The following is a 25,018-nucleotide window of genomic DNA, read 5'->3' as shown; positions in this document are numbered from 1 at the left end:
TTTATACCGTTTCTCTAAATTCAGGCAACAGATAATTCTCACCCTGCTCCCTGCCCCTCTGCTGCCTATGTGTAGCGATATTTTGGAGAATTGGTATTAGCGGACATAATATCAATTCCCGCAGTTAAGCTTAATTACGTAAAAATACTAATGTATAAATTTATATAAAGTAATAATATTGACGTTTAAATGAATTGAAAACACATCAATTTTTTGGCTAATTTAGCTTGGGTTGCAAATTACTGGAATGACACGATTAAAATGATGCAAAAAGATTTTGGGTTGGGTTAAACGGAGTAAAGCTCGACACCAAGCTCCATGTTGTGTTTCGCAAGGCGAAACAAAATCTAATGCAGCAAAGTTATCTCTGTCAAACCAATCCAACGATGGCTGATGAGTAAAATTTATTGACTAAAAATTATGTTTTGGGTGAGATTATCAAGAATTGGCGTTCTATAAATCAGGGATGAGTTGATGGTTAAAACCATTGATAATTCGTGCTAATTAAGGTGCAGTCATCCCATTATTTAGGAAATTGAAAAATCTATCAATCGTCAAAGCAAAAACTCCTGAGAAGCGAACTATCTAAGTTGGCAACGAGTGATGTACAGAGGTAGAGGGGTAGCATTTTTGTGTTCTGTGTCCTACCTGTATATGTCATTTGAAATTTCCAGAACTCTAATCTTTTCTGCAAAGCGCATTTCTAATATGACTAGTTCTAATTCCATCAATACCCTTCTGTTTGTCGATCGCAATGTCGAGAATTACCAATCTCTTATTGCTAATACCCAAACGGGAACTGAAGTTATTCTCCTCGATGCTAACCAGGATGGGGTAGAGCAAATTAGTAATGTTTTAGCCCAGCGAAGTAATATCGCTAGTGTCCAAATTATCTCTCATGGAAGTGAGGGACAAGTTCAGCTAGGTTCCACTCTCCTAAATACAGAAACCATCACTCAATACCGTCACTTACTAGAACAGTGGCGCAATTCTTTGACAGAAAATGCTGATATTTTGCTGTTTGGTTGTGATGTAGCTTCAGGAATAGGCGAGGAGTTTCTTCAGCAATTAAGCGAAATTACCGGGGCTGATATTGCAGGTTCTACAGATATTACCGGAAATGCAAATTTAGGGGGAGATTGGAATTTAGAAGTTCAAACAGGAAGTATTGAATCGAGTTTAGCGGTTACTGAGGAGGCAAAGCAGGGTTATACCGATTTATTATATTTGAAAGCAGAATATTTTAACGATAAAGACCTAGATAAAGACCCTGGTCTTTTTGACAGTAGAGGTACGCGTTATGACATTGATAATATTAATTATGCACAAAACGATGAGAATTTTGATTTTGTAAATGGAAATGACGATAAAGGGATAATTTGGACGGGTTATGTTTATGCACCTGATAGTGGAAATTACACTTTCTACGCGGACATTGATGACGGTGTACGTCTATGGGTAAATAATACAAGAATTATTGATAAATGGAATAATGGTACTGGTGAATACACAGGTAATATCTCTTTAACTGGAGGACAATGGTATCCCTTTCAGATGAATTTTCAGAATAATACAGGTGGTTGGCGAGCGATTCTGAAATGGTCTAGTCCATCTATTTCTAAGCAAGTTATTCCCGCTGCAAATTTTATTCTTCCTAATGAGATTCCATCCACCAAATATCAAGTTTCTATTACAACTTCTACATCAGAAGTAACAGAAGGCGAAACTGCAAGATTTACTATTAGATCTAATCGTGATGTTTCAGGAGAGGTAAAAGTTTTTTACAAGGTTGAACCTATCTCTGGAGCAAATAGCAATGATATTGATAATATTCCTCAACCTCAGTATGTAGCCAAATACGTCAAATTATCTGGGAATAGTGCAACGATAAATATCCCTATTAAGGATGACTTACTCACTGGAGAGTCTGGAGAGAAAGTAAGAGTCACCTTATTACCCGATCCTTCTAATGCTTATTCAATTAACACCAGTTCTGCTACCGTAACTATCAAGGATAATGAACCTGTAATTAGCATTGAAAAAATCAAAGATAGCTTTGGCTCAGAAAATATCCAAAATGCTCAATTTAACCTAATTTTAGATCGCCCTGCTTCTCAACCGTTTACAGTTAAGTTTAATCTTGGAGGCTCTGCAAGTTATGGAGAAAAACAAGACTATTTCTTCACAAATATAGATATTCGCACAGGACAAGGGGGAAAAAACAATCCTATTCCGGTTACTATCACGATTAATGATGATGACATTCGAGAAGGAGATGAAAACTTTACAGTCTCTTTAGATAGTACCCCTAACCAAGGTTATACAGTTGATTCATCTAACAGTTCAATCACTTTTAATCTGATTGATGATGAACCAAAAATAGGGATTACTAAAATTAAAGATGGCTCAGAAAATATCGGAGATAATGCCGAATTCGAGCTAACTTTTGACCGCCAAAGAACAGAAGACTTCGCCTTAAAACTAAAGGTTGATGCTGTCACTAAAAAAGATGCATCTGACTCTGACAAATACCTAAAAACTACAGGTAATCAAGTTATTCGCGGTGAATTTATCGACACAGCTAAAGGTGCTGACTATCTTCTCTACTGGCGCTACAAAGACGGTAGTAAGAAAGAATATATAGCAGCCGATCAATTTACAGTTACCGCTAACACAGGACTTGGTGATAAAGCAATTATTATCGGCGTTGAACCGATTAATGACGAAGTAGCTGAAAATACTGAATCTGTAAAAGTTGAATTGGTTCAACAAACTTCTGGTAGTAACAAACGCTACTATGAAGTTGATAGCAGTAATAAATCTGACACCATCAATATTGATGACAATGAACCAACCCTAGAGTTTGTCACTTTTAAAAATGCCAAAGAATACGATACATTCTTACCTAATGGTGAAGATTCAGGAACAATTGGTTATATTGAATTAAAAGCGGATAAACCTGTTCTCTCTTCCTTGGGGTTGTGGGTGAAATATACCATCACAGCTGGTAATACCGTTATTGAAGGGGTAGATTATCTCAGTTCTCAATATCGTAGAGTTTCTTTCGATCCCAGTACCCAAACAAAAGGGATTATTGTCCCTAACAGTGAAGACTTAAAGATTGCTGGTAACAGTGTTGTAGATGCTTCCAAAATCCGCATCTATTTTATGGGGTTACCAGATGCAATTAAAGAAAATATTGAAAACTTAGATATTAAGATTCAACCCTATCACTTTGATTTAGATACGACAGGTAATAAGACAATCTCCAATTACTTCCTCAAACAAAATGGTGCGATTGTCGATTCTATTAACACTACCTTAAAAATCGAAGATAGCGGACTGTATTCACCACAAGTATTAATTCTCGACCAAACTGGTCAGTTAGTTAGCGATAAAAATCCCTTAGCAGTCACAGATGGTAAAGCTACCTTGAAACTCAAATTAGGTAGCCAACCTTTGAATGATGTTATTGTTAAATTTAATCCCCCTGCACCAACAACATCTGCTTCCTTACCTACAGGTACAACTACAAAAACCGAAGGAACAGATAACAACAACCAACTCGTTAATGCTATTGCGATTACCACCAGTTCTTTCAGATTTGAGGGTGCAATCAGTAGTAACAAAGACATTGATACTTTTAAGATTGACCTTAAACCAGGCGATAAACTTAAAATTGATACTGATGCAAGAAAACCCAATTTATCAACACTAGATTCTCAAATAAATCTCTTAAACTCTCTGGGTGAAATAGTTGCTAAAAATGATGATACCTCTGGAGATGATTGGGATTCCTTACTAGAATATACTGTCAGCAAAGCTGATACATACTATATTCAAGTTGTTTATAGTGAGTATTACGGTGCATCTGGTACAAAATATAGTAGCGGTAAGTATAAACTAGCTGTAGATGTAACTCCCATTGGTGTGGCGTTAAAACCTGGTAATAGTGTCACTTTTAATGCGACTAATTGGGATAAATTACAAACTATAAATATTGAAGGAGTCACTGCTGATTTTAATTTACAAGCTCAACTTACTAGTAGTGATGCTAACTATCAGAACCTCAATCTTAGTCTTCCTGTTACAATTACACCTCCTTTACAAACAATAGTAAAAGAAGGTGTAGCAGCACAAAATTTAGGTACACCCAAAGTTAGTATTTTTGCTGTAGGTGATCCTACCTTAAACAACAAAGACCCACGCATTCAAGAAAATAGTTTAGAAGTGGCTCAATTTGTTGTTCAACTAGACCATGTAGTTGATCAAGATTTAACAGTTAGCTATAGCATTGGTGGTACAGCAACTCAGGATATTGATTACTCCAGTAAATTTCCAACAGGTGCTAACAATACTTATTCTGTCACAATTCCCAAGGGTGAAATTTCTGTTGCTTTACCTGTTGTCCCTATTGCTGACGATATCAAGGAATTGTCCGAAGAAATTACCATTACCTTGAATTCTGGAAACAGCTACACTGTTGATGCAAATGCTAACAGTAAAACCATCGCTTTAATTGATAGTAATATTGTTGGGTTTAAATTAGCTAATGTCAGCTTTGATGATACAAATTTAGATGCACAGGGTAAACCTAAAGCGATAATTGCTTCTAGTTTCCGTCCATTGCAAACTAAAGAAAGTGGCGAAAGTGAAACATTTGCTATTCGGCTAAAAACCAAACCAAGTAGTAGCGTTACGGTAGATTTCACTGGATTAAATATCAAAGAAAGTAGCCTCAGTATCTCTATAATTACCTTTACTCCTGATAACTGGGATCAATATCAATTAGTGACAGTTACGGGTAAAGCTGATAATGTTATTGATGGTGATATTACTTACGATATTCAAGCAAAAAGTAGCAGTAATGACTCTAATTACAATGGGTTAGGTATTCCTATTACTGTTACGAATCAAGATATCAACAATAGTATTGATAAACTTGTCACTCTCGAACGTCCTAATCCATCTCTACCTCTGGTAACAATCCAGGGAACTAATACTACCTTTGCGGAAAATAGCAGCGCATTTAACACAGTCAAAGTAATTTTAGATCGGCCTGCACCCAAAGGAGGGTTACCAGTATTCTTTTCCTTTGATGGTAGTAGTGCTACTTGGAAACAAGATTTCACTTTTAATACCAACTACTTCCAAACACAAACTGAAGCAAAAAATCCTTTTAATGGAATTAATGTTGGTAAGTTCAGTAATCCTAATTTTGCAGATCTCGATAAAGATGGAGATTTAGATTTAGTAGTTGGTAACGGTAATGGTGTCGTCCAGTTTTATCGCAACATTGGTACTACAGCGACTCCCTTCTTTAGTGCAGAAACAGGTAGTAGTAATCCCTTCACAGCTATTAAGGTTGATGGTAATAGTACACCAACCTTTGCCGATATCGATCAAGATGGAGATTTAGATCTAGTTATTGGTAGTTCCACAGGGAATCTCTCTTATTCTGAAAATATCAGTGATAGTAAAGGAATTAAATTTGCACCACTGCAAAAGCTAGAAATAATTGGACAACCAACAATCACCAACAGTGCGCCTACTTTCGCAGATATTGATCGAGATGGTGATTTAGATGCAATTATCGGTGCCGGCGATGGCACAATTAAGTATTATCTAAATACTGGGACAAAAAATACTGGTACAAGCATACAGCCAATCTTAACTCCCCAAGCAGATGCAAATAATCCCTTTAAGGGTATTGATGTTGGTGATGATAGTAAACCGAATTTGGTAGATTTTGATGGCGATGGCGATTTAGATTTATTTGTTGGTGGTAAAGATGGTAAAGTTTCCTTTTATCGCAACATTGGTACAGCCAAAAACCCTCAGTTTACCCTCGATAATAATACTCCAACTAATACCTGGAATATGGGGGGCAATAGTGCGCCTTTATTTATAGATTTAGACCAAGATAATGACTTAGATACAGTTATTGGTAAGGCTGATGGTACGCTGCAATATCAGAAACAATACCAAGCTATTGTCATTCCTGAAGGAGAAACCATAGGTGAAATTACAGTTCAAGCAATTGACGATCAAATTCTAGAAGGTAATGAAATTATTAACCTAAAACTAGCAGAAGATACTAGTTATCGTGTTAATACTAATCAACCAGAAAATCACCGTCAAACTCTGACAATTCAAGATAACGATAAAGCCGGATTACTACTAAAAAATGCCCAAGGACAACCTGTCCAAAGTCTGAAATACCAAACACAAGAAAATAGTAATATTCCTGTTAATTTCAGCCTTGAACTGACTAGTAAGCCGACAGATCAAGTTAAAGTCAGTATCTTTAGTCAAAATGTCAGGGAAGGATTACTCCAGAAAACTGGAGATACAACTGCTAATCAAGTTGTTGATTTAATCTTCACCCCAGACAACTGGAATCAACCTCAATCTTTTTCCATTATTCCCCAAGACGATCGCGTTCAAGATGGGGCAATTGCTTATACAATAGGACATCAAGTTCAAAGTCTTGACCCCAACTACAATGACACCGCCGACTATCAACTAGGTTTTAGCATCAGCGATAGATTAGTTGATCGGGTAAGTATTGCCGCAGATGGTACACAAGCAAATTCTGCTAGTAGCCTATTTGATTCTCCTACTATTAGCGCTGATGGACGTTATGTGATTTTCTCATCCTTTGCCAACAACTTAGTAGAAAATGATAGTAACTCTAACTCAGACGTTTTCATCTACGATCGCAATACCAAGGAAACTGAACGCATTAGCGTCAGTAGTGATGGTATTCAAGGGAATAATCAGAGTTTTCAGCCTGCGATTAGTGCTGATGGACGCTACGTAGTTTTTACATCATTGGCTAGCAATCTAGTGTCCGGTGATACTAATAGCAAGACAGATATATTTATCTACGATCGCACTACTCAAGCAACTCAACGGCTGAACCTCAACAATAATGGTACACAAGCAAACGATCATAGTTTTAACCCTGCAATCAATGCTGATGGACGCTATGTTGTCTTTGAATCCGATGGCAGCAACTTAGTATCGGATGATACGAATAGTCAGCGAGATATTTTCATTCGCGATCGCACTACCAATCAAACCCAACGGATAAACCTCAGCAATAGTAATCAACAAGCAACTGGTAATAGCGATAATCCTGTAATTACTGCTGATGGACGCTATATTATCTTTGAATCTGATGCTGATAACTTGGTAGCAGGTGATAATAACGGCAAAAAAGATATCTTCATTTACGATCGCACTACCACTCGCACCATTGTTAGCAAAGTTGTTACTAACCCCATTAACACCACTGGCGGGACTATTTCCGTTTCTATTACCAATTCTCCTACTGGTGAAGAAAAAGACAAAGCATTTGATAACGACACAAATACTAAATGGTTAATTTTTGGTTCCTCTGGTTGGATTCAGTATGCATATCCAGTCAGTAACGTTGTAGTCAACAGCTACTCGATTACCTCTGCTAATGATTTTTCAGAACGAGATCCCAAAGATTGGCAATTACTCGGCTCCAATGATGGTATCACCTTTGAAAAAATTGATGAACAAACAGGGATTAACTTTAGTACTCGTTTGGAAACCAAGACTTTCCAATTAAATAACGCCAAACAATATAGTTACTATCGCCTCAATATTCTGTCTAATCATGGAATCGATCCTAAAAGCGGTGGTGCGGTTCAATTAGCGGAATTTAAACTCAATGCTAACACTGCCACAACTGTCACAGAATCTGTAATTACCGCCGGAGAAGGTATACAGCGCATTAGTGTTGCTAGCGATGGTACACAAGCAAATGGCAATAGTGCGATCGCTTCAGTCAGTGCTGATGGGCGCTATATTGTTTTTGAATCCGATGCTAGTAACCTGGTAAGCGGTGACACCAACGGCAAAAAAGATATCTTTATTTATGATCGCACTACTAAACAAACTCAACGCATCAGTGTTAGTAGCGATGGTACTCAAGGTAACGGCGATAGTTTAGATCCTACTATTAGTGGCGATGGACGCTATGTCGTCTTTGAGTCGGAAGCTAGTAACCTAGTAGCAGATGACACTAACGGTAAAAAAGATATTTTCCGTTACGATCGCACTACCAAGCAAATCGAACGCCTCAATGTTGCGAATAATAACGCCCAAGGGACTGATAACAGTTATAATCCGGCGATTAGTGGGGATGGTAGCTATGTTGTCTTTGGTTCGGTAGCCGAAAACCTGGTTGCAGGTGATAGCAACAAATTTAGTGATATCTTCGTTTCTTCGCCTACTAACGATTTAGTTGTTACCAATCTGGATGATAATGACAAAGCGGGATTTGTCATTACTCCTTTACCAATTACTACTGAAGGAACTCAGGATGCCTTTAGTATTAAACTTGCTAGCCAACCCACAGGTAAAGTTGTTGTCACACTGACACCCCAGGATGATGAATTTTACTTTGTTGGTAAAAAACCCGGCGATACCATCACCATTACTTTTAACGCGCAAAACTGGGATAAAGCCCAAACCCTGCAAATTGCTGCCGTTGATGACAACAAGGTAGAGTATTTACAAAGAAGTGCGATCGCCTTTGAGGTTAGTGGCGAAGATCCACTCTATAACAATATTGGTGCGAACCTCAAACCTGTAACTGTCCTCATTCAAGATAACGATCTTCCCACAGCTAGCATCAGTGCTGGTAGATCCGCCGCCGAAATCTACTCTACACCAGGATATTTTGTTGTTCAATTAGATCGCAATCTTGGCGAACAAGGGACTTTAGTCTTGGATGGAGTTGATGACTATGTTACTCTGGGCGATCCCAAAATTGGTGGCGACTTTACCCTTGAAGCCTGGATTAAGATTGATAAATATCAAGATTATGCCACCATTCTTGACTTAGGAAATGGTCAAGATAAAGATAATATCCTTTTCAAGTTTGATAATACAGGTAAACTACAGTTAAACACTCGCAACGGTAGTGGTAACCAGACAACTATCACGACAGATCAAGTATTAGCTATTAATCAATGGATTCATGTCGCCGCAGTTAATGATGGTAAAGGTAATGCTGCTATTTACCTTAATGGTGAGTTAGCTACACAAGCCAGTGGTCAAACCATCGTCAATAATATTGCCCGTAACAGTAACTTTATTGGTAAAAGTAACTGGAGTAATGAATATTTTGATGGCAATATCACCGAAGTAAGAGTTTGGGATACAGCCCGTAGTAGCGACCAAATTCGGCAAAATATGAATCGTTTTCTCACAGGTGCAGAAAACGGTTTAAAAACTTACTACAGCATTAATGATGCCAATCCCACTAACCTCAATCCCGAAACCTTAACCGACTATACAAATAACGGTATTGATGGCACTCTCAAAAATGGTGCAGTTTGGCAAGTAGGGAACTTTGACGCGCCTGTTTATGCCCTTCCTGTTGATAATACAGGGCTGGAAATCAACTACAAAATTAGCGGTGGTACAGCGATAAAAGACTCAGATTATCAATCAATTGGGACAGATGGTAATATAGGTAAAGTTCGGGTTTTTGGTAATCAAATTCTTATTCCGATTGTTCCCATTGATGATAAGAAAATCGAAGATGTAAGTTTCACAATTAATAATGTTTCTACCGTATCTAGCAGTGATGGTAAAACAACTTTACGTTTAGATGTTCTGGGCAATGCCATACAACCTTCCTTGAAAGTCAAGGAAATTAACGTTGACAATACTACTTCTCTCACAGGAGAAGAAAAAGAAAAAGCCGCTGATGGTAACATCAATACTAAATGGCGCACTGATATGCAGTCAGATATCCCAAATGTTATTGATAACTGGCTGCAATATAAATTAGAAAATACGGCTGTTATTAAAAGTTATGCCATCACTTCTGCTAATGATTCTCCGAGCCGAGATCCACAGAATTGGCGTATTTGGGGTTCTAATGATGGTAAGTCATTTACCCAACTAGATGAACGTTCAGGGATTACTTTTGCCAATCGCTTTGAAACTAAAACCTTTGATTTCAAGAACACTACCCCTTATCAATACTATCGCCTAGAAATCGTTAAAACCAACGGTGCAAATACAGTTCAATTAGCAGAATTTAAACTTCTGCCTACAGTTGATGTCGATTTACCAACAGGTAGTATTGTTGATTTTGGTAATAACTTAACCGGAAACCTGACTCAGGATGTTACTCTGAATCAATTAGCCCAAGGTTCCTTTAGCTTTGATGGTACTAATGATTACGCTACTTTAGGAAGTACAACAATTGGTGGCGATTTTACAATTGAAGCTTGGATCAAAGTTGATCAGCATCAGTCGCAAGCAGAAACTATTGTTAAGTTAGCTAACGGTCAGAATGATGACAGAATAAGCCTGTATGCTTTCAATGGAATACTGTCTCTAGAAACTATTAATGGCACATCTTCGATAGCGAGTGCTAACAATCCTTTACCGACTAATGAATGGGTTCATGTCGCAGCAGTTAATGACGGTAATGGTAATGTGTCTCTTTACATTAACGGTGAGTTAATTAAACAGGCAAGTAATCAAAATATTGCTAAGAATATTACCCGTAGCAATAACTTTATTGCTTCAAATGGCTCGGCTAATTATCTTGACGGTAATATTGCTGAAGTCAGAGTATGGGATACAGCCCGCAGTACTGAAGAAATTCAGGCAAATATGAACCGTTTTCTCTCTGGGAAAGAAGACGGTTTAAAAATTAATTATAGTGCTAATACTGCTAATGCTAATGCCACAAATAAAACCAGTGGCATAATTAACGATTTGACTGGTAATGGTATTAATGCCAGCTTACAAAATGGTGCTACTTGGAATGTTAGCAAAATAGATTCTCCTGTAAACAGTAACGTCATTAATTACACGGGAACATTAGAACTAACCGTTAATGATACTGTCGCTAGTCAAATTAAAGCCGGAAATGCAGCCAGGATTCCTTCCGAAACAGTCACGGTAACATTACTCTCTGGTGGCGGCTATAAATTAGGAGATACTAGTTCAACAACCGCCAGCCTGAATATTATTGATAACGATGTTCCTGGGGTGCGGATTGTTCAAGGTGGAAATCGGACTATTGCCATTGAAGATGATTCATTCAAAACCAATAATGGCGATACAATTCGCACATCTCAGTTTGAAATCTCTCTACTCAGTGAACCTTCATCTGATGTCACCCTGACTTTAAAAACTAACACCACCAAGAAAAATGCTGCTGGTGAAGATAAGAAACAACTAGGCTTTATTGACAAAGATGGTAAGTTAGTTGATACGCTGCAAGTTACCTTTAAACCAGAGGAATGGTATCAATTAAAAACCATTACTGTTCAAGGTATAGATGATGGAATCCTGGAACCAGATTTAGAAACAAATATCGCTGTCATTGACTATAAACTGAGTAGCAAGGATATTAACTATGACAATCTGGCTGTTGTACCCCAAACAGTTTATATAGTTGATCGGGTTCTGGATAAAGTTGAAACCATCAAAGGGATTGAAGCTGGATTTGGTACACTTCAAGGTACAATTGATAACTTAGAACTACCAATTATTGGTTCACTCAAAGGACGTTCTCCAACTTTACTGCAAGATTTAGGCAGAATTGTCAGTCAAGGTGTCAGCCAAACCGATCCCAATCAACTGACAACAAAATCGCTAGATAAGCTAATAGAAGATGCTTTAACTCAGTTAGGAATTTCTGGGGTAGATGTCAAAACCACAATGACAGATACCGATGTTTACTTTGAGTTTAATGCTCAGAAAAACTACAAACTTTTTAATCTCAATCTTTCCTCAGATTTAGGTGTTCCGGCTTTAGGGATTGGCTTTGAAACTCAAGGTAATTTAACGGGTAATTTCAAGTATGATTTATCTGTTGGATTTGGCTTAAATAAACTCCTTGGTTTCTATATCAATCCAGACAAAACTAAGTTTCATGCTGATGTCAGCCTGAATTTGAGCAAAGATTTTAAAGGTGTAGGTAATTTAGGCTTTCTGCAAGTTGATTTTGCTAATGATCCTACTAATCCAACTAAATTAGAAATTTCTGCGGATATTAGCTTTAAAGATCCAGATGCTAGCAAGAAAAAACTTGTCACACCACAACCAATCACCACAATTGATGTCACCGCTACCAAGGTAGACAGTACCCCCGCCGATACTTTAGTTATTCCCACACCGCCACAGCTTCCACCTGCACCTACGGAAAAATTAGCGCCGAAATCACCAGCTGCTACCACGCCAAATTTACCTACTCCGGTAAGTAAAACTAATCCTAGTCAAGAAATTGCAGAAATTCCTGTAGCTAATCCCGTTTTAGCGCAAACAGTAGATACAAAGACGGTAGAATATAACCGCAATCTGCAAACTATTCCCCAAGCAGCGTCTTTTACCTCTTCTTTTTCTAATGTCTCAGCATCAACCCTAGCGACATGGTTAAAAAACCCAGCCACAGCAACGGCGGGTATTCCTCAAGAAGTGCTGACAGCCTTAACAAATGCTTCCCCAGAAGTCAAAGTTTTATTGCAAATTCTGTTAGCCGAAACCACTGGGGTAAATATTGCCTTTAACGATAAACAACTGCAATTTACCTATCCCGGATCGATTGATTTTGCGAAGTTAGCTACTGTGATTCCGGGAGTTAAGAATATCCCCCTCAATGGCTTAACTCTGCCTGTTACAGGTGCAAAACTCACAATTAATAATCCGGGATTAGAAAATGCTGACTATACATTTAGTGCAGCTAGTTTACCAAAGGCACAGTTAGTTAATTGGTTAAGTAATCAAGCTAAAACAGTAATACCGCAGGGTGTACAAGATGTCCTCAATTCATTACTAGCATTAACTAATAATGTTGATTTGGTATTAGGCAGAGATCAACTGCAAATTACTTACTTGGGTAATCTGGATCTTGCCCAAATCAAAGATAAAATTCCGGGGATTAAGGATTTACCTTTAACTGGCTTAACTTTACCTGTTACCAATCCCACAATTACCATTACTAATCCAGGTAATGCTAGTGCTAATTATGCTTTGTCGGCTGCTAGTTTACCCAAGGCACAGTTAGTTAATTGGTTAGGTAATCAAGCCAAAACATTACTACCCCAAGGTGTACAGGATGTTGTCAATAAACTCTTGGCGTTAACTAATAATGTTGATTTGGTATTGGGTAAAGAACAAATCCAAATTGCTTACCAAGGTAATCTCAACCTGACACAGTTTATAGGTGTAATTCCGGGGATTAAAGATTTACCTTTAACTGGGTTGAATTTACCTGTTACCAATCCCAAAATTACAATTACTAATCCTGGTAGCGTTAATGCAGATTATGCTTTTGTTGCCGAAAAACTCCCGAAAGCACAATTAGTTAACTGGTTAGCTGCTCAAGGTAAATCTTTATTACCCCAAGGCGTACAAGATGTTTTAAATCAACTCCTAGCACTCACTAACAATATTGATTTGGTGCTAGGAAACAATCAAATCGAAGTTGCTTATCAAGGTAATCTTGATTTGGCAAAATTAGCAGCTTTGATTCCTGGGGTAAAAGAATTACCTTTAAATGGTTTAACCTTACCTGTTACTAATCCTCGCCTCACAATTACCAATCCTACAGGAACTAACCCAGATTATGCTTTTGCAGTTGATAGTCTACCAAAACGTCCAATTCTGAATTGGTTAACTAATCAAGCCAAATCTGTATTACCTGAAGCTGCTCAAAACCTCCTGAATCAGCTATTTATTGAAAACTTTGAGCGAGTAGATTTGGTATTGGGTAGCAAGCAAATGCAAATTACCTACAAAGGGGATTTGCAATTAGATAAGTTAATCTCGGCGATTCCTGGGGTGCGAGATTTACCGTTAACAGGGTTAAATTTACCTGTGACAAATCCGAGTTTAACTTTATTAAATCTCGGTACAAATAATGTTGATTATGCCTTTAGTGTAGAACGCTTACCCAAACAAGAATTAATCAATTGGGTGAAAGGAAAAGCAGCAGCTTTATTACCAGAAGAAGTACGTAATGTTCTGAATGGGTTACTAAATTTAACAGAAAATGTTGATTTACAACTGGGTAATAACCAGATTCAAATCAGTTATTTAGGTAAATTAGACCTTAGCAGTATTTTACAACAAGTTCCGGGGCTAAAAGATTTACCTCTGAATACCCTGAAGTTACCTGTTACTAATCCACGACTGACAATTATTAATCCCAATAGTCAGGATATTGACTATAGTTTTGCGGTTGAACAGTTACCCAAACAAGAATTAGTTAATTGGCTAGTTCAACAGTTACCCACAGAAGCTAAATCTATTTTGAATACGGTTTCTGATGTTGCTCAACAGGTAGATGTTTTATTTAGCGACAAGCAATTAAAACTGGCTTATCAAGGTAATTTAGATATTGCCAAAATTGCCAAAGTCATACCGGGAATTAAAGATTTATCTTTGGATGGATTGGCTTTACCACTTAGCAATCCCCAGTTGATTTTAAGCAACTTAGGTACACAGGATCTCAGTTACGCCTTTAAGAGCGATCGCCTACCGAAAAAAGAACTAGTTACATGGTTAACAAACACAGTCACCAAGCTACTCCCGGCTGATGTGCAGTCGTTTGTCAAGCAACTGCTGAGTGTGGTTGAGAATATTGATTTACAATTTGGGAATAATCAAATTCAAATTGGCTACTTAGGCGATCTCAACCTGAAAACCATCATCGATGGAATTACCAGTCAACTCGGTGATTTCCTGTTACCACTCAAGGGATTAAACCTCACCCTAACTAATCCCAGTATTACAATTACTAATCCCAATCTTGCACCGAGTTTTAGCTTTAATTTAGATCGCCTCCCTGTAGATCAAATTAAAACTTGGTTGGTAGATCAAGTTAAAACTCTAGTTAACGATCCGAGTGTGCAAAATTTCCTCACCGGATTATTAAACAACTTAACCAACATTGATTTAGTTCTCGGTGATAACCAAACCCAAATTACCTATTTAGGTTCAGTTGATTTAGTCAAAGCTTTAGATATTATTCCGGGTTTAGACTCTGTTACCCCCAAAAATTTAAGCTTACCTGTTCTCAATCCCAGCTTTACAATTAACAAAACCGGAAGCGATCGCAACTATAGCCTGACGGCGGAAAGTTTACCCAAAGAAGAGTTAACTCAATGGCTGAGTAAAGAAGTCATGGCGCTGTTACCTACAGAAGTTGCAGGGATGGTGAAATCTCTGCTCAATGTAGCGCAACGCATGGATGCAACCATTGGGAGTAATCAACTAGCGCTGAGTTATCAGGGTAGCTTAGATTTAGCGACAATTATTAAAGAAATTCCTGGGTTAAATGAGTTACCCCTGAATAATTTATCTTTACCTGTGCTGAATCCCAAGATTGAGATTCTCAACCCAGGTAAGAATGCTAGCTATAACTTTAGTGCTGAACAACTGCCAAAACAACAGTTACTCGATTGGTTAGTGCAACAGTTACCGGCTGAGGTGAAATCGGTATTACAGGCGATCGCATCTGAAGCGCAAAACCTGGATGTGGTTCTCGGTAATAGTCAGATTGAAATCGGTTATAACGGTAACATTGATTTAGTTAAACTCCTGGCGTTGATTCCTGGTGTGAAGGATTTACTTACCACTGGGCTAAGTCTACCTGTACTCAATCCCAAGCTTACCATTCTCAATCCTGGCGCAAATGCTAGCTACAGCATTGATGCCGAAAAATTACCGAAACAACAGTTAATAAATTGGCTCAGTTCTAAGTTACCCAGTGAAGTGCAAACTGTACTGAGCAAACTTTCTACTAATTTAGATATCAATATTGCTCAAAATCAACTGCAACTCAACTATCGTGGTGATGTTGATTTACTAGAACTAGCGGGAGTTATCCCTGGTGTTAAGGATCTACCTCTGCAAGGATTAAAACTGAATGTTACCAATCCCAGTTTTACCTTAATTAATCCAGGTAAAGCCAACGCAGATTATATCTTCAATAGCGATCGCCTACCTACCAAGGATCTCCTAAATTGGCTAAAAACCACAGCTACCAATAGCTTACCCGACGCGGTGAAATCAGTTCTCAATCAATTACTGGCGCTGGGAACCAATATTGATTTAGTTTTGGGTAAGGGACAAATGCAACTTGCTTATAATGGCAATTTGGATCTTTCCCAAGTTATCGGCTTAATCCCTGGGGTGAAAGATATTGGTGCTTTATCTGGGTTAAACCTCCCTGTGACTAATCCTAGTATCACCATTCTCAATCCTGGAACAGCCACAGCCCAGTATTTACTCAAGAGCGATCGCTTACCTAAAGAAGAACTGGTACAGTGGGCAAAAGAAAAAGCCACAGAATTACTACCCGCAGATTTAGTCAAGGTATTCAATACTTTGATGAATATTTCTGAAGGTATTAATTTAGAAGTAGGCAATAATCAGCTAGAAATTGCTTATGAAGGTTCGGTTGATTTAGCTACCCTCCTCAAAGAAATTCCCGGATTAAATGAATTACCCCTCAATAACCTGAAATTACCTGTTCTCAACCCCAGTTTAACTATTACTAATCCTGGTAAGAGTGCAAGTTATAGTTTTGCTGCTCAACATTTACCAAAACAGGAGTTAATTAGCTGGCTAAAAGAACAAGCTAAATCTTTAATTCCTACAGAATTACAAGGAATTTTCAACGCTTTAGCGGCGGTAGGCGAACAATTAGATATTCGCTTTGGTGATAGTCAATTCCAAGTAAATTATCAAGGCGATCTCAATCTAGTAAATATCCTCAAAGAAATTCCTGGTATCAAGGATTTTGACTTTACTGGTTTAACTTTAAATGTTAAAAATCCCAGTATTACGATTACCAACCCAGGTAAGGATGCAGACTTTAGCTTTAGTGCCGAAAAACTACCAATTGCTGATTTACAAAATTGGTTAATCACCAAAGCTGGTAATGCTTTACCAGCAGAAGCTAAGGATATTCTCAATGGACTTAAGGGGTTAGCACAGGATGTTAATATTCTCCTGACAGATAAACAAATCCAAGTCCTTTATGACGGTACTGTTGATGTCGTTGGGCTAATTAAAAATATTCCTGGAATTAGTAATGTTCCCCTACCGCCAAATAACGCCCTTACTGTTACTAAACCAACTTTAACTCTGACGCGAGTAACTACAAATAACATTACCAGCACAGATTTTAACTTTAGTGCAGAAAAACTCAATAAAGATGGCTTGAAGAAATGGTTAATCGATCAAGCAGCGAGTGCGCTACCGTCATCAGTTAAAAATGTTATTAGTTCCCTAATTTCCACCGCCGCCGATTTTGAGGTTCTCTTCAAAAATAACCAGCTACAAATTAGTTACCCAGGAACGCTGGATTTAGCTAGTGTGATTAAGCAGATTCCTGGCTTATCAGAATTACAAACTATTGGCTTAACTTTACCAATTACCAATCCTGTTCTCAGCATTTCTAACCTAGATAAAGGTGCTTCTAATGCCAACTATTCCTTAACTGCGGATCATTTGCCAAAACAGGAATTAGTAGATTGGTTAACCAAACAAGCGAAAGCCGTTTTACCTGGTGAAGTACTAAACGTAGTTGAGGATTTGCTGGATTTAGCTAGAAGAGTAGATTTGCAAATAGGTGATAGTCAGATTCAGATTACCTATGAAGGTATCCTAGATTTGAGCGATGTTTTAGAGAAAATTCCTGGCTTAGATGCGCTCAATGTTAAAACTCTCGATTTACCAATTACTAATCCTAGCCTCACCCTAACTAAACCCCTTGGTGCTACCAGTTGGCGAGATGCTAACTTTAGCTTTAAAGCCGATCAATTACCTACCAAACAATTAGCAGATTGGCTAATTTCCCAAGGTTCGGCATTAGTTCCTAGTAGTGTAGCTACGCCAGTTAAAGATTTACTTAATGCTTTTGGTAATGTGAATGTGGGGTTGAGTAACAATCAATTCCAATTCTCTTCTAACCAAATTAACCTCAGTCAAGTTATTAATGCTATCCCCGGAATTAATAGCATTTTCACTGCACCGCCAAATCTCACCCTGACTAATCCGAATTTACTGTTAACTAACTTTAATTCGGGAAGTACTAATTATCAGTTTTCCGCTTCTGGGGTGAATTTAGCTACTTTAGCAACTTCCTTAGGAATTCCTACCAGCTTAAGCAGTAAGTTACCAACAGTCGATTTCTTTGTTAGTAACGATAAAGTGCAATTTTCTGCACCCCAAGGCATTGATTTGAAGTCTTTCGTATCTTTGGATAGTCTCGGTTTACCTGATGTAATTACCAAATACATCCCAGAAATTAAAATAGATAATCCCCAAATTACAGTTACCAAAGCTGCTAATTCTGCTAATAAAATTATTGACTTATCGGGAACAGTTGCCGGATTAAATATTGGCTTAAACTACGACGGTAATAAATGGACATCCAAAGGAATTGATGATGGTGGTCGCCTGAGTGCTTTGGATTTAATTAATGTCTTTAAGACAGCGAAAACTAATCAGCAGGACTTTTATAACTTCATTGATTATCAACTCAAAGGCGAAGCTAATCTCGGTTTAAAAGCTAAAACCAGCATTAATGGTAGTCCGGTTTTTCCCTCCTTTAGTTTTGATGTTACTGCCAATTTCCCGATTTTCAATTACGGCAATGTTCAACAAGCCAACAAAAATGGGACAAATATAAAACTCAATAATGTAGCAATTGATTTAGGCTCATTCATTAGTAATTTAATGGGGCCAGTCATCAAAGAAGTTAATAATATTATTGAGCCAATTAAACCAGTTATTAAACTCCTGAATGCTGATACCAAGTTATTTACTCAACTCGGTTTAGGTGATTTATTTGATGCCAATCACGATGGTACAGTCACAGTTTTTGAAGTTGCTAAACGGTTAGCGCCTCCTGAAGATCGGGCAAAATTAGAAAAATCCGAGCGGTTTATTAAAGCTGTCGGTGATATTGTCGATTTAATTACTGAACTGAGCAAAATTCCTGCCAATCAGCCAATTGTTATTGATTTAGGTAGTTTTGCCCTCAATGATTTGAAAGCAGCTAGCAAAGATACTACCCAAGCAGCAAATAAAATTGATACCAGTTCTAGTAATACAGGTGGTTTACAAACTACCAAAACAGCAGCCGATCCCCTCACTAGTGCCACCAATAAAACTAGTGGTAGTTCCACAGGTAGCTTCTTAAGTAAGCTGAAAAATATTGAAGGCTTACAATTCCCCATTCTTACCAATCCCCTCAAAGCCATTGACTTGCTGTTAGGAAAAACCACCGACTTGGTGATTTATGATATTCCTGACTTGGAATTTAACTTTGGCATTTCCAAGAGTTTCCCGATTTGGGGGCCAGTTAAAGGTGAACTTGGTGGAAGTTTCTCCGCGAAAACTAACTTGGTTGTAGGTTTCGATACCGCCGGAGTTAATGATTGGAAGGATGATGATTTTGAGTTCAGCAGTATTTACAAAATCTTTGACGGTTTTTATCTCAAAGATTGGGATGCAAACGGTAAAGATGTTGATGAATTGTCTTTAAATGCCACAATTACTGCTGGTTTAGGCTTAGATGTTGGCGTGGCTGATGCGACAGTGCGGGGTGGTGTTCAAGGTTATCTTGGTATTGATGTCGTAGATATTGGGGAAAATACAGGAACTAGCGATGGAAAAGTGCGCGGTTCCGAGATTATTTCTCGTATTAGCAAGCCTTGGGAATTGTTTGATCTCAATGGTAGTATTGATGCTTTCTTAGAAGCAGAAATTAAAGTACTTTTTGTCGGAACTGTATGGAAAGAAGAATTTGCCCGCTTTAACTTAGCTAAATTCACCCTGAGTGCTGATGGCTTTACCTTCAGTGGCGCACTTTCCCAAAGTTATATTGCTGGTGCCACAATCTTTTTAGATACCAACTTTAATAATCAGTGGGATGTAGGGGAAGTTAAGACAATTTCCGATGAATACGGTCAATTTAACCTGGATATTCCCCAAGAAGTCGATACTAATGGTGATGGTGAAATTGGGGTTGATGAGGCGCAATTAGTAGGATTAGGCGGCTTTGATACTTCTAGTGGTTTGTCTTCTGGTGCTTTAATTGCCTTACCAGGTTCGGCGATTGTGACACCGTTAACTAGCTTAGAAGCAAGACTAGTACAATCAGGCTTGAGCCGAGACGCAGCCGATGGCATCATTAAACAGCAATTGGGCTTAGATTTGGCATCAAATCTCGAAAGTTTCGACCCCCTCAAAGCTGTGGGAGAAAAGCAAGAAATTGGCTTAGATGTCTATTTGTCACATATTCAAGTACAATCTCTGCTCAATCAAACCCGTGCTTTCTTAGATGGTTTGCAACAAGCTGCTACAGGTGTAGTTAATCCTAATAATTTACTAGAAGCCATTAATGCCCTAGCTGTATATCTGCAAAATAGCATTTATTCTCACCTGGATTTGACGAATACAGAGATTCTCAAATCCTTCTTTAACTCAGTACTTGAGCGCAATCAATTAACTGCATCGGCTGAACAAGTAAGTGCTTTAGCTTTAGCCGCAGCCGCAGGTAATGAGTATTTAGAGAAAGTGGCGAAAGTGGGTGCATCAAAAGCTGTATCGGAAGCCTTACCAGTACTAGCCTCTCTCAAACGAGTTACCGAAGAACATATTCCTTTCTTAGTACAGCAGATGGCTGGGGGGGAACTGACTACAGAGCAACTTATAGGTGCGATCGCCGCGACTTTTGATCAAAACTATTATTTAGTTGATGCTAACGGTAATAGCTTTGGTAATCGTTATGCTTCTGTAAGTGTATCGCCAGCAAGGGTTTCTGAGGCTGATGCGACTAAGGTACAATTCCGCATAGATTTAACCCAAGAAGCACCAAACCAAGGTTTAAAGATTCTCTATGACTTCTCCGGTACAGCTACTTTAGGGGAAGATTATCAAATTGTCAGCGCAACTACAGGGGAAATCAATATTGCTCCTGGTGAAACTACTGCGGTAATTGAGGTTCAAGTTCTTAATGATAACTTGGCAGAAAACTTAGAAAGTATCGCCTTGAACTTGAAAACTGTGGGTGAAGGTTATGCGATCGCGCCAAATGCTAAAGTCGCCTTGATAGATATTCAAGATGATGACCAAACAACCGCAGATTCAGCTACAAAAGGAGTAGTTCTTAAGGGTAATTTGTTGGCTAATACCCTCACTGGTGGTGTTGGTAACGATCAACTCGAAGGTAAAGAAGGTAACGATTATCTTGATGGTAAAGAAGGCAATGACTTCTTACTCGGTGGTAGCAGTAATGATACCCTGATCGGCGGAGATGGTAACGACCAACTCGAAGGTAACTTTGGTGACGACTCCTTAGAAGGCGGTGCAGGTAGCGATAGATTAGAAGGTGGTGAAGGAAGCGATCGCCTTTTAGGTGGTGTCGGTAGCGATATAATCTTAGCTGGTTTAGGCAATGACTATTTAGAAGGTAATCAAGGTAACGATCAGCTAGAAGGTGGCGACGGTCAAGACACCATTTACGGTAACGAAGATAACGACTGGATAGTTGCTGGTAGCAGTAATGATATCATCGTCGGTGGTACGGGAGATGACATCCTCAATGGCGGTACTGGTGCAGATGTCTTCTTCTTCAACTCTCCCAATGACGGCTTTGACACAATTCTCGATTTCGATCCCGAACAAGGAGACAAAATCCAGATTTCGGCTTCCGGTTTTGGTATCAGTGACCTCAGTGGTTTCCGCTTTATTAATGGTGTCTTAGACTTCCAAGGAAAAAATCTCGCACTGATCCAAAATCAAGGCAAAACCTACGCCTACTTTTCTCACCTTGACCAAATTCTAGAACTTGTTGACCAACCCACCCCGATTCCATCTACTGAAAATAAACTGATACAGGAAAACCTGTATAGCTTTAATGCTCCCGCAGTATTGAATGATCTAGTTCAGAGCAGCCAAGGAACTGCGGCTAACCTCTTAGAAGCAATTTTACAAAGAGGTTATCTCAAAGTTGCTTCATCCAGCCAAAACTCGATTCTCAGCTTTGATTTAGAATTTGTTGGTGCTTTAGCAGCTGCTTTATTTGGTAACAAAAACCAAGTTGAAATCGTTAACACCACCTCTAGCGATGGTTTTACTCAAGTTGCTAATAAAAACCTTGACCTCAGCGTTAGGCGAGTGACTGAGAATCTTGTCCGAGATGGTGGTTTAAATGTGGATTTTGGCCCAGTGTATCTTTACGATCACCAAGGTATTTTAGTCCCCACTGACGGCAAGATTCAGAAGATTGAAGATCTCAAAGGTGCAACAATTGGTGTTGTTAGCGGCAGTACAGCCTACGCTAATTTAGTAAATATACTGCAACCTTTAGGTATTAACTTTACACCGCGCTGGTTTGACAATGGAGCGCAGATGTTTGCGGCTTATGAAAAAGGCGAAATTCCTGCTCTGTCTATTGATACAGCTTTAGTTGATAATTACTTACGTAACTTCCCAGATCCACAAAAACACAAGCTTCTTGATGGCGAATTTTCTAAAGAACCCATCGCCTTAGTACTGCCAGAAAATGAATCTGCTTGGGCTGATGTGGTACGCTGGGTAACTTACGCCACAATTCAAGCTGAAGAATTTGGCATTACTTCCCAAAATATTGACCAAATTCTGGCAGTAAATAAAGATGATAACCCCAATAATGATTCTGACCCTGCTATTCGCCGTTTCTTAGGCTTGCAAGAAAAATTGGGGGCTGCTTTAGGTTTGCGCGATGATTTCATCGTCCAAGTGATTAAGCAGGTTGGTAACTACGGCGAAATTTATCAGCGTCATTTTCCGAATTTAGAGCGCGATCGCAATCTTCTATGGACTGATGGCGGTTTAATGTATACACCGCCTTTCTCAGGTACACCTAAAGAACTGAATCTGATTGACAATGACAAACGTAACGTCTTAGACGAAATCAAACAAAGAGGTGTGCTGAATTTTGGCTTACCTGAACCCTTTAATTTCCCTGGTTTTACGGTAAAGCAGGAAGATGGCACAATCAAAGGCTTTGATGCAGATTTAGGTAGAGCATTAGCCGCAGCCGTATTTGGCAATCCCAATCAAGTAAAATTTGTACAACAAGCTTTTGCCGATGGCTTTGGTAATACAGCTAATGGTGTAGTAGATGCTTCTGCTGCGGCTTATACAGAGAACTTGGTGCGTGACGCGAGTTACGGAATTGATTACAGTCCGATTTATCTCTATACCGGACAAGGTATTCTCACCCGCAAAAATAGCGGTATTAGTTCCATCCCGACTCTCAATGGTCGTAAAATTGGTTTACTCAGTGGGATGTCAGGTACAACTGCATTGAGCAATTTGCAAGATGCATTGGTAAAATTTAGCGCCAGTCCTACCCTTGTCACTTTCGATAATTCTGCTGATATGTACGCCGCTTACGATCGCGGTGAGGTCGAAGCCGTCTTTAATGACGTTACACTCTTAGCAGGCAAAATTCCCACTTTATCTCAGCCACAAGAACACCAAATTCTCCAGGATACTTTTTCTAAAGAACCTTTAGCTTTAATCATTGATGAAAACCAATCGGATTGGGCTGATGTAGTTCGGTGGACAATGTATACTTTGGTGCAAGCTGAAGAATACGGCATTAGTTCCACTAATATTGATGACTTGATTGCTCGTAATACCGACGCTGACCCCAATAATGATTTTACGCCGGAAATTCTGGCATTCTTAGGAATTAAAGGTAATCTTGGTGCAAAGCTGGGACTCGCCAATGATTTTGCAGTTCAGGTAATTAAGGCGGTAGGTAATGCAGGTGAAGTATACGCCCGTAATTTTGATACAAATCTGTTACCACGCGGACTGAATGAACTTTATACCAGTTCTGGCTTACAGTATGCAGCACCTTTTGGCGGTATCGAGCCACAACAGCCCCATATTACCTTGAATACTGACACCAAGGTATTCCAATTAGAAGGCGATACTGACACAATTAATCTCAAGTTTAGTCTGAGCAGTAAGCACCTCAATAGCCAAAACATTCACCAAATTGCGTTGGTTGCTTATGATAACGCCCAAGGGGAAGTTGATGGCTTCAAACCTGGACAAGATGGCTACCTTAATGCTGTACTCAAACGTTCTCAGGTGCTGTTCTCGGTACTCCCTGATGACTTTATTTCTAATCCGACAAAAATTATTCAAAGAGCTAGTCGTGAAAACTTGGGATTGCTGTTTTTCCAAAATACCAGCTTAGATGCAGTTCTTGGTAATAGCAATCTGCTGAATCGTGTCTTTCTTGGTTCTCCTTTTGGTACCAGTTCTACCCAAGCCATGACGGTTGCGTCTCTGGATAACAATCAATTTAGTTTGAGCTTTGAGGATCAATTAGGAGATATTGACCCTGATTTAGTCGTGAAGTTAGAAATTACCAATGAAGAGATTCCTTTAGGCGCGAAGTTACAAACCCAAGGAACAGAGGAACTAATTGACCTTACAGATTTAGCTGGGTTACAAGTTCAAGTTTCCTTCCCAATTGTGAAAAGTGAAGCGGCTTATGATAATGTTTTCGGTTTCTATCAAATTGAAGACATTCAAGGTTCAGTGGTTGACTCCCTCACTGGTAAATTAATTCGTGTTGGTGAAGCAGGTTACGCACAAGCTGCAATCCGCAACAGTCAACAGCATGGTATGACTATGAATGACCAAGGGGTATTAACTGGTAGTACCTTTGCAGGTGGGAAATTCTATGCACCATATCTAATTGCTAATGGTACAGTTGATGCTGGGCTGAAAGGCGATGTTTCTGTCTATTTTAGCTTTATTGGGGCAAATTCTGACCATACAGATCATTTCCTCTCACTCGGCAATAATACTTGGGGTGTTGAAGACTTAGCAGGTGGTGGCGATCGCGATTTCAATGATATTGTGATTCAAGCCAATTTCAAAGTTGTCTAACCCTAACTCCAGCGCATCGGGGATATCTGTG

1 protein-coding gene is annotated in these 25,018 nt (G+C 38.9%); it reads left to right on the top strand.

The window, feature by feature from the left end; genetic code table 11:
- The first annotated feature begins 708 nt into the window (after positions 1-708).
- Entirely contained in the window at positions 709-24,987 is a 24,279-nt protein-coding gene (locus HGR01_RS29555) for a DUF4347 domain-containing protein (protein WP_045868619.1), read from the top strand.
- Positions 24,988-25,018 lie beyond the last annotated feature (31 nt).

The sequence above is a fragment of the Tolypothrix sp. PCC 7712 genome, from assembly GCF_025860405.1.
In the GTDB taxonomy this organism is placed as follows: Bacteria; Cyanobacteriota; Cyanobacteriia; order Cyanobacteriales; family Nostocaceae; genus Aulosira; species Aulosira diplosiphon.
The sequence above is the reverse complement of the archived record's forward strand: the minus strand, read 5'-3'. Positions and strand labels throughout refer to the sequence as shown.